Source organism: Klebsiella sp. CN_Kp066 (assembly GCF_040065135.1).
GTDB classification, from domain to species: domain Bacteria; phylum Pseudomonadota; class Gammaproteobacteria; order Enterobacterales; family Enterobacteriaceae; genus Klebsiella; species Klebsiella oxytoca.
The window spans coordinates 357,978-371,901 of record NZ_JBEAIU010000023.1 but is presented as its reverse complement, the minus strand read 5'-3'; the positions used below and the strand labels follow the sequence as shown (position 1 = coordinate 371,901).

At 52.1% G+C, this 13,924-nt stretch carries 12 protein-coding genes; 8 read left to right on the top strand and 4 right to left on the bottom strand.

Annotated features, from left to right (window positions below; translation table 11 throughout):
• Window positions 1–25 precede the first annotated feature (25 nt).
• Window positions 26–1,546, top strand: coding sequence for a cyclic diguanylate phosphodiesterase (locus ABLV75_RS04675; RefSeq protein WP_004102038.1), 1,521 nt, complete (start codon window positions 26–28; stop codon window positions 1,544–1,546).
• Between the two features lie 136 nt (window positions 1,547–1,682).
• Window positions 1,683–2,282 (top strand): NADH:ubiquinone reductase (Na(+)-transporting) subunit E, encoded by a 600-nt coding sequence (gene nqrE / locus ABLV75_RS04670; RefSeq protein ID WP_004102040.1) that lies wholly within the window; start codon window positions 1,683–1,685, stop codon window positions 2,280–2,282.
• A gap of 152 nt (window positions 2,283–2,434) precedes the next feature.
• Here the strand turns inward: nqrE and ivy are convergent, their stop codons facing one another.
• Window positions 2,435–2,875 carry an Ivy family C-type lysozyme inhibitor gene (gene ivy, locus ABLV75_RS04665; RefSeq protein WP_004102042.1) on the bottom strand — a complete coding sequence of 147 codons (441 nt, stop codon included), beginning with the start codon at window positions 2,873–2,875 and terminating at the stop codon, window positions 2,435–2,437.
• Between the two features lie 443 nt (window positions 2,876–3,318).
• On the opposite strand from ivy, the gene ABLV75_RS04660 reads away from it, so the two are divergent.
• Window positions 3,319–3,864 carry a YfaZ family outer membrane protein gene (locus ABLV75_RS04660; RefSeq protein WP_004102044.1) on the top strand — a complete coding sequence of 182 codons (546 nt, stop codon included), beginning with the start codon at window positions 3,319–3,321 and terminating at the stop codon, window positions 3,862–3,864.
• Between the two features lie 74 nt (window positions 3,865–3,938).
• Here ABLV75_RS04660 and ABLV75_RS04655 read toward each other — a convergent pair whose 3' ends face one another.
• Entirely contained in the window at window positions 3,939–4,100 is a 162-nt protein-coding gene (locus tag ABLV75_RS04655; RefSeq protein WP_004102047.1) for a YqaE/Pmp3 family membrane protein, read from the bottom strand.
• Between the two features lie 319 nt (window positions 4,101–4,419).
• Between ABLV75_RS04655 and ABLV75_RS04650 the strand changes: the two genes are divergently transcribed.
• Entirely contained in the window at window positions 4,420–4,647 is a 228-nt protein-coding gene (locus ABLV75_RS04650) for a hypothetical protein (protein ID WP_004102052.1), read from the top strand.
• Window positions 4,648–4,729: 82 nt separating this feature from the next.
• On the opposite strand, the gene ABLV75_RS04645 is transcribed toward ABLV75_RS04650, so the two are convergent.
• Both ABLV75_RS04645 and ABLV75_RS04640 read right to left on the bottom strand, forming a co-directional pair.
• On the bottom strand, window positions 4,730–5,614 hold the full coding sequence (locus tag ABLV75_RS04645) for an SDR family oxidoreductase (protein WP_004102064.1): 885 nt from the start codon (window positions 5,612–5,614) through the stop codon (window positions 4,730–4,732).
• A gap of 113 nt (window positions 5,615–5,727) precedes the next feature.
• Complete coding sequence (locus ABLV75_RS04640; protein ID WP_004102065.1) at window positions 5,728–6,255, bottom strand: GNAT family N-acetyltransferase; 528 nt, start codon at window positions 6,253–6,255, stop codon at window positions 5,728–5,730.
• A 144-nt stretch (window positions 6,256–6,399) separates the two neighbouring features.
• Between ABLV75_RS04640 and treZ the strand changes: the two genes are divergently transcribed.
• The 4 genes from treZ to ABLV75_RS04620 are packed head-to-tail and all read left to right on the top strand — an operon-like array spanning window position 6,400 to window position 13,296.
• Entirely contained in the window at window positions 6,400–8,187 is a 1,788-nt protein-coding gene (gene treZ / locus ABLV75_RS04635) for a malto-oligosyltrehalose trehalohydrolase (RefSeq protein WP_004102066.1), read from the top strand.
• Window positions 8,184–10,724, top strand: coding sequence for a malto-oligosyltrehalose synthase (gene treY / locus ABLV75_RS04630; protein ID WP_004102067.1), 2,541 nt, complete (start codon window positions 8,184–8,186; stop codon window positions 10,722–10,724). The genes treZ and treY overlap by 4 nt, the downstream gene beginning before the upstream one ends.
• 2 nt (window positions 10,725–10,726) lie before the next feature.
• On the top strand, window positions 10,727–12,802 hold the full coding sequence (glgX, locus tag ABLV75_RS04625) for a glycogen debranching protein GlgX (protein ID WP_004102068.1): 2,076 nt from the start codon (window positions 10,727–10,729) through the stop codon (window positions 12,800–12,802).
• Window positions 12,803–12,861: 59 nt separating this feature from the next.
• Entirely contained in the window at window positions 12,862–13,296 is a 435-nt protein-coding gene (locus tag ABLV75_RS04620; RefSeq protein ID WP_004102070.1) for a DUF4440 domain-containing protein, read from the top strand.
• Window positions 13,297–13,924: the final 628 nt, after the last annotated feature.

The window sequence follows — 13,924 nt, the reverse complement described above, 5'->3', positions numbered from 1 at the left end:
TGGCGAGTCTAACTGGATTAGCATAATGAACTACTCATCGTCACGCCATCGTCTGTGGATAATCCTATTTCTCATGGCATTAATCAGCCTTGGCACCGGTCTTTGCTACTGGCAGATGCAAAAAAAGGTGGATAAGGATATCCAGTCACGGCTGCAGCAGGCGATAGCCAGCCTTGATGTGACCGTTTCCCACGCCGAACAGGCCGCCGACCTGGCGGAACCTTTTATGGGAAAAAACTGCAATGAGAACGTCCTGACGGAGCTGCGCACGCTGGTGGCGACCATTCCCGACGTGCGCTCGGTAAATTTAGGGCGGGATAACGAGATCTACTGCACTTCGGTTTTTGGCGGACGCAAATTTCAGTTTGATAGTACTCAATATACCCAAGGGTCGTTGCAGTTATTCCAGGGGAACGATATTACGCCGTCTCATCCGTTAATGGTGTATAGCGAACAGGACGACCGGGGGAATACCACGCTGATAGGTATTGACGGCTATTATTTATACAATATTTTATCCGTTCTGGATGGCGATGCTCATTTGTATCTTCAGGTTGGTGATCGGGTAATGAACCGCAAAGGGGAAGTCACCACGACGCCGAAGATCAAAATTCCCGTGCGTCTGACCTCTGAGCAATTTAATTATTCGGTCATTGCCGATCGCGGCTTTGCCTCCGGCGCAGTCGCATTTATCCGCTATGAACAGCATACCCTCATCGCCATTCTTCTCGCCTCCTTGCTGCTCGCCTTTTTGTTCAGAAACTATCTCCGCTATCGGCAGACGATTGAGTACCAGCTGAGGAAGGCGATCGAGCTGAAGCAGCTCAAACCGTATATTCAGCCGATAATTAACGATGAGGACGGCGCCATTATCGGCGGCGAGGTGCTGGTACGCTGGGAACATCCCAAACAGGGATTTATTGCGCCGGATAAATTTATCTCCGTTGCGGAACAGACCGGTTTGATTAAAGACGTGACGGCGATTTGCTTTGCGGAAGTAAGCCGACAGCTCCGTCGCCAGCAGTCCCTGCTCCCTAAAGGACTCTTTATTTGCTTTAACACCAGCTCGGTTAACTTTCAGGATGACGAGATAGTCCAACTCTGCCAGACGTTTATCCAGGAGCTGAAAGAGGCGGAAGTTCGGCTCGTCCTTGAGATAACCGAGCGGGAGTCGATTGAAAATACGCTGCAAACCTCGGAGGTGACGGATAAGCTGCGGCGCATCGGGATTCAGTTTTCGTTGGATGATTTCGGTACCGGTTACGCAAACTACAGCTACATCCAGCAGTTTAATCCTGAGATTATAAAAATCGATAAGGTGTTTACCTTCAATATCGTCACCAATAATGCTTCCGCGCTGGTGGTCAAGAATATGGTGAATCTGGCGAAGAAGTTTAACTGTCAGATTATCGCCGAAGGCGTGGAGGATAAGGAGCAGCTGACAATGCTCAGGAATATGGGCATCGCTATTTACCAGGGCTACTACTTCTCACAACCGGTGCCGGTTGGCGAGTTTATCAAAATGCTGCCACGTTCATTTCGCTAGTCAGGAAAGGGCTGGTTTGTTCGATCACAAACAGGAAATTAAAAGGTGATCGACTCGGCAAAACCGAATCGTAATTTCCTGTTTCACCTGAAAATTTGTCATCATTGAGGAACAACTCAACAACACGGAGGTTGTCTTGTTCGAATCTCACCTGAATATTTTTATCCGCGCGGTTTTCGTTGAAAATATGGCGCTCAATTTTTTCCTTGGCATGTGTACTTTTCTCGCTATTTCCAAAAAGATCGATGTCGCATTTCGGCTCGGGATCACCGTGACGGCGCTGCTAGCCATTGCGACGCCGATTAACAACCTGATTTATCATCACCTACTGAAAGAAAATGCTCTGATTGAAGGCGTGGATCTCAGTTTTCTCGATTTCATCACGTTTATCGGCGTCCTTGCGGCGCTGGTGCAGATCCTGGAGATGGTGATCGACAAATATTTCCATGCGTTAAACCATGCTTTAGGGCCGTTTCTGCCGCTGTTGACCATCCACTGCGCCATTTTTGGCGCGACCATATTTATGGTGCAGCGTGAATACAGCTTCCTTGAGTCGCTGACTTATGGCACCGGATGCGGTATTGGCTGGACGCTGGCGATTGTGGCGCTGGCTGGCATTCGCGAAAAGCTGAAATATGCCAATATGCCGAAAGGGTTACGCGGATTAGGCAGCGTGTTCATTACCGCCGGACTCATGTCGCTGGGCTTTATGTCGTTCGCCGGTATTTCCCTGTAAACAGAAGTCGGGAACCATGAGAGAGTGCGTCTGGCCTGACGACGTTTTACCGAAATTCTGCCGTACACCTTTGGGCGCGCACGGCAGAAGAGGGCGCTGGCGGGCGATGAACGCGCGTCGCGGGTTCATCGCACCGGGCTTGCTGGCGGATTTCAGGGGTAGTTGAAAGCCTCTGGATGGTTTTCCAGACTGCCGCTCAGGGCTGCAAAGAGTACCGTTTTCCCATCGATGGATAATGGATCGCTAACGTTAAGCCAGGTCAGCTTTTCCTGGGATGTCTTATCGTCAACGGTGGAAAAAACTCCGGACATTTGTCTGGATTTTTCCGACCACAGCACCGCGAGCCTCTCCGCAGCGCAATCGTGAGGTTTGCAGACGCTGAGCACCTGATAAACATCCTCGCCAAGCTTTACCGTACGCGCGGGCGTGGTCGTGCCGCCTGAACTGACCCAACCGGGCAGGTGATGTCCTTTGAGCATCTGATTAAACGCGGCGGGCTCCTTTTTGGCGAGGCTGTTCAGCGTAATATCGTCCTGTGCCATAGCGTTTGCTGACGTCGCCAGAATAGCCAGCGCGGTAAACATTTTAAGCATAATAATACTCCTGTGATCTTTCCGATTCCGTTTAACGCCTGTTAATCATGGCTCTGGTTGGCGGTGAATGCAAATTTGCTCAGCTGGCTTCTCTATATTCCGCAAATGGTCGGAAAGTGGTGATTTCATTTCTTATGGTTTTGTAAAAAAGAATGTCACTATAGAATGCGAATTACTTATAAAGCATATAAAACCGGCAGTGATTATTACTGTCGCGAGCTTTTATTCAACATTTTCGTGCCGTTGGTTGAATCACCATTAAGATAACGCGTCAATAATGGCTCAATCACGGTGCTTATTCGCTTGACCGCTAACGTATAATAGAATCCAGACTATTCTGCTGTTATTTTTCGGTAAATTATTGACGGTGTCATTTCACAAAAGAAAATTTGATCGCCGGCATCGCGCTTGTTAAAGTTCGCGCCACTTTTCAGGAGGGTATGATGAAAAAGACTCAATTCATTATCGCGTGTTCTTTAATTATGGCTTCAGGCTCTGCCCTGGCAATGGGTTTTACCGCTGAGCAGGGGAAAAACTTTACCAATCTTAATATGGAAATCGGTAAGAGTTCTTCCGGCCTGTATGCGGAAAGTAACTGGATTAAAAATACTCACGACGGAAGTCAGCTTGGCGGCGTCGGCGTTGGCTACAATCTTGCGCTGGGTCCGCTCACGGCGAATATTGGCACAAAAGCCGTATATCTCGGGCCGAAGAAAGGGGACAACGGCGTCGCCTTCCCGATTGGCGGCGGCATCGATCTGGCGCTGACTGACAGTATCCATCTGTACGGCGAAGGATATTCCGCGCCGGAAGGGTTAACTAACAGCGTTAAAAATTACGTCGAAGCAAATGGCGGAATTAGCTGGACGCCGCTGACGCCGCTGACTATCAAGGCTGGCTATCGACACGCGAGCGTTGATGGAAAAGATGGCCGCCCGGGACATACCATCATTGATGGCGCTTACGTAGGCGCTGGCGTGACTTTCTGATATGACGGTCGGGAGCGTGGGCTCCCGACATATTACTGAGCACTGAGAAAATCTCAAAAGGCGCTTTCAGATGCTTAGCTGTTTTTGGTCTGTACCCAAAAAGCGTGAATGAGCCCTGGAATGTAGCCGAGGATCGTCAAAATAATATTGAGAATAAACGCCCAGCCAAACCCTTTTCCCAGCAATACTCCCAGCGGGGGTAGAATAATCGTTAAGACAATTCGCCAGAAACCCATAATATCTCCCTGTGTTGTTAGCTAACTTAATACTATTTTAGTGGCTGACGGTATTTTTGCAAATTTTAGCTTTTTAAATCATAAGCCTGCTAACTTTTCTGAGTTTCAAATACTACATATTTAATAAATTTCAAAGCGCTAATTTACGCCAGATATCTATATGGGATTATTCCAGGTTATTGCTTAAATTATGTTCTTCAAAGCTCAGTGGAAAATTTGTACGGAAGAGGGGGGAATTACGCGCAATGATAGCCTGCCGGGTGGGGTAAATTGCGCTACACTGCCCGTCCAGGGGATAAGATATTGACGGCGGGGTTACATGGACCACATCGTTCTTCAAAAGGTCATCGCCATCTTTCTGATGGTTTGGTGGGGTTGGGATATTCTGAGAAGAAAAAAGAAAAAGCAGAACCCCGATCCCCTTATTGCGCAGGCAAACGCTGCGGAGCGCTATCAATGGCGCTACTTGCGTTGGGGATGGCGGCTCTTGCAATTCGCCTGTGGCGGGTATTTGCTGATAATGATGGTCACCTTTCTGTTACGCTAGCGCTGGCAGGTGATAAGAGAGCCGCTACCGCGGCTCTTTTGCTGACCAGGCACGTATCCGGAGGAGTTGCGCGCCAGCTCTTTTAGGCTACGCCGGTACCGCCATCTGAGCACCAGACCTGACCCGAAGCGTAGGAGCAGGCGTCGGAAGCCAGAAGGACGTAAAGCGGCGCAATCTCAACCGGCTGTCCCGGTCGGCCAAGCGGCGTATCCTCACCAAATTTTTGCACCTTCTCCTGCGGCTGGCCGCCGCTCGACTGCAACGGTGTCCAGTAAGGGCCAGGGGCAACGGCGTTAACGCGAATACCGCGCGGGCCAAGCTGCTGCGCCAGGGATTTAGTAAACGCCACGTTGCAGGCTTTGGTCTGGGCGTAATCCAGCAGAATCTCGCTGGGTTTAAACGCCTGCACGGAAGAGGTATTGATGATAACCGCCCCCGCAGACAGGTGACGGAGGGCGGCTTTGGTTATCCAGAACGGCGCATAGACGTTGGTTTTAAAGGTGGCATCAAACGCAGCGGTGCTCAGCTGTTCAATGGATTCGCAATACTGCTGTCTGCCGGCATTGTTCACCAGAATATCCAGCCCGCCCAGCTCGGCTACCGCTTTTTCAACCAGGGTGTCGCAAAAAGATTCAACCCGAATATCGCCGGGAATGGCGACGGCTTTTCGTCCCTCGGCCTGAATCAGCGCGATAACGGCAGCCGCGTCCGACTCTTCTTCCGGCAGGTAGCCGATGGCGACATCCGCGCCTTCACGCGCATAGGCGATAGCGACAGCGCGGCCAATACCTGAATCACCGCCGGTAATAAGCGCTTTTTTTCCCGCGAGCTTCCCGGAGCCGATATAGCTGGTCTCACCATGGTCGGGAAGGGGCTTCATTTCAGATGCCAGCCCTGGAGCCTGCTGCGGCTGCTCAACAAACGGCGGAAGAGGATAATGTAGCGATGAATTATTTCCTGTTGTCATACCGGCCTCCTGATAAATGAAATTTAAGATTAGCCAATCGTTGTGATTGAGCGAGCAAAAAGCGTAAACCAGGAATAATTAACTTTGTAAAACCAGGAATTATTTACCTGACATTAGTTCAACATGTAATACCAGAACAGCGCAATTTCATCTTTTTCCGCTAAAGCGTTGTAGAGATATCGATCGTATCCTCCGAGAGTAAAACCATAATTTCGATAGAAGAGGCAGGCGGGCACGTTAACGTTCTGCGTCTCAAGCTTTAATCCGGCAGCGTTCATACTGCGGGCCCAGATATGGGCGGCGGCCATGAGCTTGTTGGCCGCGCCGGCTCTGCGATGTGAGCTTTCAATGGCAATATAATCGACGGAAATAAACCTGTTCCAGCTCAGAGATGCGGTCATGAAACCGGCCACCTGTCCCGCTTCGGTTTCGGCAATCAGGAATATTGCATCCGGATTAATACAGTGGTTTTCCAGCGTCTGGATATCCAGCTCATAGGTTTTATTATAAGCGCAGGGAAGTGTCTCAATTTTCAGATCATTATTGATGAAAGGGCCTCTGGCAACCTGGCTGACCGTGAAGGAAAAATCACAATATTCGAGGCGAGCAAGGTCAGAATTTAATCCTTTACGAATCTGCATAGCATTCCTTATTTTTTAGCGATTTATTAATGATAGACAACGTCGTTAAAAATAACAGTCAGGCCATCAACAGCGCATTCGTCCAAACCTGGGCTAATCTTATATTTCATGCTGCATTTCCTGCAGGTCGTTTGAGGACATTGAATGGAATCCATATCGTTTAAAAAGCATTGGGGGGCGGAATTCATTTCCGCGGATATTGTCCGCTTTCGCGTCTGGGCCGAAGGTCAAAAGTCGATGACGCTTAGCCTGAGACACCGGGATATTGCGATGGAAGCCGTGGGAAATGGCTGGTTCCAGATCGATGTCCCTGGCGTTAAGCACGGGGATGAATATCAGCTTCGTTTAGCCGACGGCCGCCTCATTCCCGACCCGGCCACCCGCGCGCAGCGCGATGATGTCAATGGCCCCTCAGTAGTGATCGATCCCCGACGCTATCAACCGGTTAACCGTGACTGGAAAGGGCGTCCCTGGGAAGAAACCGTGATATATGAACTTCATCCGGGCACCTTTACGCCAGAAGGCACCTTTGTCGCCGCTATCGAAAAGCTCCCCTGGCTGGCAGAGTTGGGGATCACCCAGATAGAGGTTATGCCGGTGTCTCAGTTTGGTGGTTCGCGCGGCTGGGGCTACGACGGGGTACTACTTTATGCCCCGCATTCAGCTTATGGTACCCCGGAGGATTTTCACGCCTTCATCGATGCCGCTCACGGGTTAGGGCTTTCGGTGGTTCTCGATATCGTGCTGAACCATTTTGGTCCGGAAGGCAACTATCTCTCTTTGCTGTCGCCGGGCTTTTTTCATCAGGACCGAATGACCCCCTGGGGTAATGCCATCGCCTATGAAAACGAGGCCGTACGTCAGTATATTACCGACGCGCCGCTATTCTGGCTTACCGAGTATCAACTTGATGGGCTGCGCTTTGATGCTATTGACCAGATTGAAGATCGCTCCGCCCGGCACGTGCTGATAGAAATAGCCGAGAATATCCGCGCGGCTATACCCGACCGCCATATTCACCTGACGACGGAAGATAGCCGTAACGTGATTTTCCTCCACCCGCGCGATGAAAACGGGCACACACCGCTGTTTACCGCTGAATGGAATGATGACTTCCATAATGCCGCGCACGTTTTCGCGACCGGTGAAACCCATGCGTATTATCAGGATTTTGCGCATCAGCCGGCAAAGAATGTCGCTCGGGCGCTGGCGGAAGGATTTGTCTATCAGGGGGAGGTCTCTCCACAAACCGGGCAACCTCGCGGCGTCTCCTGCGCCGTTCAGCCACCGCAGTTCTTTGTCGACTTTATTCAGAATCACGATCAGACCGGGAACCGAGCCCACGGCGAAAGGCTTATCTCCCTGGCCGGCGCTGAGAAAACGCGCGTGCTGCTTGCCGCATTGCTTCTCTCTCCCCACATTCCCTTACTGTTTATGGGCGAAGAGTATGGTGAAACCCATCCTTTTCTATTTTTTACCGATTTTCAGGGTGCTCTCGCCAAAGCGGTAAGAGAAGGGCGGGCAAAAGAGTTTGCCGGACACGCAGGGCATGATGCCTCCGTTCCGGATCCGAACGATCCTCAAACCTTTATCCGCTCTAAGCTCGACTGGCAGAAGGCGGCAAGCGAGGAGGGGAAATCCTGGCTGCGCTTTACCCGCAACCTTATCTTACTGCGCCATCGCTATATCGTCCCGCTGCTCGCGGCAGGGGGCACCGTGGAAGGCAGGATCCTGCACGCGGCGGCGCATGCGCTGGCGGTGAGCTGGCGCTTCCCCGACGGGACGCTCTCCGTGGCGCTGAATATCGGCGCGGACCCCGTGACGATGCCGGAGATACCGGGAGAGGTCATTTTTAGCTGGCCGGAGCGGCAGGAAGCGTTAACGCCAAACAGCATTGTTGTCCGTTTTGCACATGGAGAAGCTTCATCATGATCCCTTCCGCAACCTATCGTATTCAATTCCGTAATGGTATGACCTTCGATCGCGCGGCGACGCTGGCCCCGTATCTGAAAGCGCTGGGTATTAGCCATCTTTACGCGTCGCCGATATTTACGGCGACCACCGGCTCCACCCATGGCTATGATATTACCGATCCAAACGAAATCGACCCGGCTATTGGCGGCCGCGAAGGGTTTGACCGGCTGGTAAAGGCGCTGCGGAGTGCACAAATTGGCCTGATTCTGGATATTGTCCCCAACCATATGGCGACCTCTCTGGAGAATCGCTGGTGGCGAGACGTCATTGAACAGGGTAAGCACAGCGCCTGGGCCAATTATTTCGATATTGACTGGACGCGTCCCGTTACGCTGCCGTTTCTGGGGGATACCTTTGAGGCAGAGCTGGATAGCGGGGCGCTTGAGCTTAAGCGCGATCCTGAAACGGGGAAACCGGCGTTCGTCTATTACGACCAGGCCTGGCCGCTGAATCCTGAAAGTCTGGCAACAGGTGAGCAACTACTAACTTCGCCGGATCGCGACGCGATTGTGGCGCTGCACGAGGCGCAAAGCTGGCGGCTGATGTCGTGGCGGGAAGCGCCCAGACAGCTCTCCTGGCGGCGCTTTTTCGAAATTACGGGCCTGATTGGCGTCAGGGTCGAAGAACAGGCGGTATTCGACGATACCCACCGTCTTATTCTTGAACTGGTACATGCCGGTATCGTCGATGGTCTGCGCATCGATCATATCGATGGGCTTGCCGACCCATTAGGGTATTTGCAGCGTCTGCGCCAGGCCGCCGGGCCAGAATGCTACATTACGGTGGAAAAAATTCTTGCGAAAGGCGAGCAGCTTCCCGCTGATTGGCCCGTCTCCGGCACCACCGGATATGAGTTTATCGCTTCGCTGGCTGAAGTGCTGGTGGATGACAATAATCTCGACCAGCTGCAGCAGGTGCATGACGAAGCGCTCGGCGGCGCGGTAGATCGTCACCAGGCGCTGCGTGAGGCGAAAGGGCTGATGGCGGATCGCAACTTTGAGGGCGAATTTACCACTTTGTTGAGGCTGGCCATCGAACTGGCGCAGCGTAATAGCATGGAGGTTGAAAGCGAAGCGCTGCGCCACGCATTACGTGAACTGCTGCTGGCCTTTCCGGTATATCGCACCTACGGTACCGCTGAGGGGATGAGCGCCGAGGATATTACGCTATTAAACCGGGTCGTCGATCGGGTTAACGCTCGGGAAAACCGCCCCGATCCCAGGGCCCTTGAGGTCATTATCGCTATCCTGACCGGCAATTTACAAACAAGTAGCCTCGATGCCGCCTCGCTTTTCAGGACCCGTTTTCAACAGCTGACAGGGCCGTTAATGGCTAAATCGGTCGAGGATACGCTGTTCTTCCGCCATAACCTCGATCTGGCGCTGAATGAAGTCGGCGCCGATCCCACGCCGCGCGCTTTCTCGCTTTCTCGTTTCCATCAGGAGATGCGTATTCGCCTTGCTCGCCAGCCCGACGCGCTGCTGGGAACGTCGACGCACGACACTAAACGCGGGGAGGATGCGCGCGCCCGTCTGTATACCTTAACGGAAGCTCCGCAGCTGTGGGCGACCAATCTTGCGCGCTGGCGTCAGATGAATCAAACCCTGGTGCGTTTTTTGAACGACGGTACGGCGCCGAACGCGGCAGATACGTGGATGATCTATCAGGCGCTCGCCGGCGTGTGGCCTGCAACGTTGCTGCCTGACGATAGCGCAGGGCTGAAAGCCCTCGAAGAACGTTTTCTCGCTTTTATGGAAAAAGCGCTGCGCGAGGCTAAGCAAAGAACCGACTGGATCGACAGCAATGAAAGCTATGAAAGCGTCGTACTGAACTACGTTCAACAGCTGTTTTCTGCTGATAACGCGCTGTTTCTCAATGATTTTTACACCTCCCTGCAGCCTTTTGTCCGTGCCGGTCTGGTGAACAGCCTTAGCCAGACGGTCATCAAACTGACTGCGCCCGGGGTACCGGATATTTATCAGGGGAGCGAGGCGCTGAACTTTAGCCTCGTCGATCCGGATAACCGCCGTGAACCTGACTTCGCCGCCCTGGCACAACATCTTGATAGCGGAAGCGCGGAACTGTTTCATCATGAAAGCGCATGGCGAGACGGACGGTTGAAGCAATTCGTCACCGCTTCGTTTCTCAGATTAAGGCAGCAGCATTCCGCGCTCTTTCATTATGGTGACTGGGTACCATTAAAAGTCGCGGGTGAAAGAGCAGATAATTTTATCGCCTACGCGCGTATCAAAGACGAGGAAGCCCTCATCGTGGTGGTTCCTCGGCTGGTGTTTGACGTGGCGGCGCACGGGTTGGTCGAGTCATCGGCGCAACTGTGGGGCGAGACGGCAGTATCGCTCCCGGAAGATCTGGCCGGAAGGCGTTATTGCGATGCATTAACCGGTGAAAGCCGTCTGGTAGAAGAGACGCTCGATCTGGCGTCAGCAACCGGGTGGTTATTGACACTTATTAGTGAAAAGGAACGTGGGGAATAACAATGTCAAAGGAAAATGCTTTTATCATACGGCCAGGCCACGGCCAGCAGTTGGGGGCTAATTTCGACGGGAAGGGGGTGAACTTCGCACTGTTTTCAGCGCATGCTGAACGCGTTGAGCTGTGCTTATTCGATCCTTCCGGTAAAACCGAAATAGCCCGGCTTGAACTGCCTGAATATACAGATGAGATCTGGCACGGCTATGTACCCGATCTGCAGCCCGGCGCATTGTACGGTTATCGGGTTTACGGACCTTACGATCCGGAAAACGGTCATCGCTTTAATCCCAATAAATTGCTTATCGATCCCTACGCGCGGGAGCTGGAAGGCGATGTTGAGTGGAACGATGCGCATTTCGGCTACGAGTTGGGCCATGAGGAGAGCGACCTGAGCTTTGATAGTCGCGATAGCGCGCCCTATACGCCAAAATGTAAGGTTATCGACCCGGATGCCTTCGACTGGCAGGGGGAAAACCGTCCCAATGTACCCTGGCCGAAGACGGTTATCTACGAAACCCATGTCAAAGGTTTTACCCGGCTTAATCCGGCGCTTCCTCAGGAGCTGCGCGGCACATTTGAGGGGCTTGGGCATCAGGCTTCCGTCGATTATATTAAAAGTCTGGGCATTACTTCCGTCGAACTGCTCCCCGTACACTGGTTTCCCGATGACCAGCATCTGCTCGATCGGGGGCTGAAAAACTTCTGGGGTTACAATACGCTAGGCTTCTTTGCTCCCGCTTCCCGCTATTATGGCCCTGAAGGTATAGCGGGCTTTCGCAACATGGTGCGCGCTTTTCATGATGCCGGCATCGAAGTGATCCTTGACGTGGTGTATAACCACACCGCGGAAGGCAATGAGCTGGGCCCGACGCTCTCATTTAAAGGTATCGATAATTTCTCTTATTACCGGACGATGCCGGATCAGCATCGTTATTACATTAATGATACCGGGACCGGCAATACGGTGAATACATCGCATCCCCGGGTGCTGCAGATGGTTATGGATTCGCTACGGTACTGGGCGCAATCGATGCACGTTGATGGCTTTCGTTTCGACCTCGGGACTATTCTTGGACGCGAGCCAGAAGGCTTCGATCCGCGAGGCGGTTTTTTCGATGCGGTAACCCAGGATCCGGTTTTATCGAAGCTTAAACTGATTGGTGAGCCGTGGGATATTGGCCCCGGCGGCTATCAGGTCGGCGGTTTCCCGCCTGGCTGGGGCGAGTGGAACGACAAATATCGTGATACGGTGCGGGAATACTGGAAGGGAGATAACGTCTCCAACGACTTTGCCGCCCGCTTACTGGGCTCGGGCGATCTGTACGATTTACGCGGTCGTCGTCCGTGGTCCAGCGTCAATTTTATTACCGCCCATGACGGCTTTACGTTGAACGATCTGGTTTCATATAACGAGAAGCATAATGAAGCCAACGGTGAGGACAATAACGACGGGCACAACGATAACCGTTCCTGCAACTATGGCGAAGAAGGCCCAACGGAAAATCAGGATATTATTGCCGTCCGTGAACGCCAGAAGCGTAATTTTCTGGCAACGTTATTTTTCTCCCACGGTACGCCGATGCTGCTGGCCGGCGATGAGTTTGGTCGTTCGCAGCAGGGCAATAATAACGGCTACTGCCAGGACAGCGAGATTTCATGGTTCAACTGGGAAGCGCAGTCTGAGCGGGATCGTGCATTACGAGACTTCACCCAGCATCTGATTGCACTGCGCGAGGAGCAACCGCTTTTACGTCGTGAAAGCTGGCGCGACGGGCTGGAAATACGCTGGTTTAACGCCGGCGGCGGTTTGCAGCAATCAGAGCAATGGGATGAGGGTTCGACCTTAGGCCTTGCCATCAGTCGACCCGATCTTGAGAAGGAGGAGGGCATCTGGCATGACGTGCTGATGCTGTTCAATCCCTTTGAAGGCGATGTTCCGTTCCAGATCCCGCAGTTTGGCGAAGGCGGCTGGGTTCTCGAGCTGTCGACCGCAGAGGAAAAAACAGACGGCGCGATTATTACCGAGACAATTGATTTTGTTCTGGCCGGGCGCAGTATTGCGCTATTCAGACGGCCTTAGCCTACAAGACAACCCGGCGCAGATGGCCGGGTTTTTGTCATGTTGAAAAAGAGGTAATAATGTTCGATCCCGTAAACCTGCAATTGTTTGAGTTAATTTTCCATCTGGAAGTTAGCCTGCATCAGGCATCAACACGCCGCAGCGCGCAGCTTTTGCAGCAGTTGTTGCATGACGAATTTCTGGAGATAGGCCGTAGCGGAGAACGTTACGATAAAACGCAGACCGTAGCAGCATTAATTAACGAGGACGTGGAGGCCATCAACGCTTACAGCTTTCAGTTGGCTTTACTAACCAAAGATTGCGCGTTGCTTACGTACCGCAGCGAGGTTATCGATTCAGACGGACGCACTGCTAAAAAAACGCTTCGTTCGTCAATCTGGCAGAGGAGCCATATTTGTGCAAATCATCAGGAATGCTGGCAGCTCAGATTTCACCAGGGGACGCCAGTGAAAGAAGTTCAGGAAGAAGAGCAGGCGAGCAAGACGGCGAATTAAGAACCAGGTGTACAGGCGTTAAGCTTCGAAAAGCCAATTTAACATAATATACATTATGCGCACTAATGATGTAACGGCTCAATGCTAATGCCTATTTGTGGTCCATCATCCATCAGGAATGTCCAGGCCATATATAGGTTCTCAGACCTGTATGGCTGGTCAACATCTCACTTCACTTTTCCTGATGAGGAGTTTTCTGTGGCTATACATGACGCCGGGATGTTCACAGTGAAAGAAATCAACCGCCTAAAAATCCTTCATGATGTCATCGACCGCGGCCCCGGACTTCTGAACTTAGCTTTGACAAATATGGTGTCAGCCAGATTATGCGGTTGTGACCAGAACTCAGGTTAACCCGCCAGGGATTCTGCTAATGCTCCCGGCGTTTCCATTCCCGCTGCCGGGATCTTGCGACATGTTATCGCTTACAGCCTCCCGGATGGTATATGCAGCGGTGTTGTTCTTTTACCGGCTCAAGAACCAGAACCAGAATCACTCAGGATATTCTCAGCCAACGTCTGACAACAAAGACGAAAACGTATCGTCTGCATATTGCCGTTCTCTCATGCCAACATCCTTTCTGAATTTCTTAGACATGGCCACCTGGCTTCACCGCAGGTCTTGCTAT

Coding starts and splice junctions, on each gene's coding strand:
- ABLV75_RS04675 (WP_004102038.1), top strand. CDS start 26: ATGAACTACTCATCGTCACGCCATCGTCTGTGGATAATCCTATTTCTC.
- ivy (WP_004102042.1), bottom strand. CDS start 2,875: ATGCTTAAAATGTTTACCGCGCTGGCTATTCTGGCGACGTCAGCAAAC.
- ABLV75_RS04660 (WP_004102044.1), top strand. CDS start 3,319: ATGAAAAAGACTCAATTCATTATCGCGTGTTCTTTAATTATGGCTTCA.
- ABLV75_RS04655 (WP_004102047.1), bottom strand. CDS start 4,100: ATGGGTTTCTGGCGAATTGTCTTAACGATTATTCTACCCCCGCTGGGA.
- ABLV75_RS04650 (WP_004102052.1), top strand. CDS start 4,420: ATGGACCACATCGTTCTTCAAAAGGTCATCGCCATCTTTCTGATGGTT.
- ABLV75_RS04645 (WP_004102064.1), bottom strand. CDS start 5,614: ATGACAACAGGAAATAATTCATCGCTACATTATCCTCTTCCGCCGTTT.
- ABLV75_RS04640 (WP_004102065.1), bottom strand. CDS start 6,255: ATGCAGATTCGTAAAGGATTAAATTCTGACCTTGCTCGCCTCGAATAT.
- treZ (WP_004102066.1), top strand. CDS start 6,400: ATGGAATCCATATCGTTTAAAAAGCATTGGGGGGCGGAATTCATTTCC.
- treY (WP_004102067.1), top strand. CDS start 8,184: ATGATCCCTTCCGCAACCTATCGTATTCAATTCCGTAATGGTATGACC.
- glgX (WP_004102068.1), top strand. CDS start 10,727: ATGTCAAAGGAAAATGCTTTTATCATACGGCCAGGCCACGGCCAGCAG.
- ABLV75_RS04620 (WP_004102070.1), top strand. CDS start 12,862: ATGTTCGATCCCGTAAACCTGCAATTGTTTGAGTTAATTTTCCATCTG.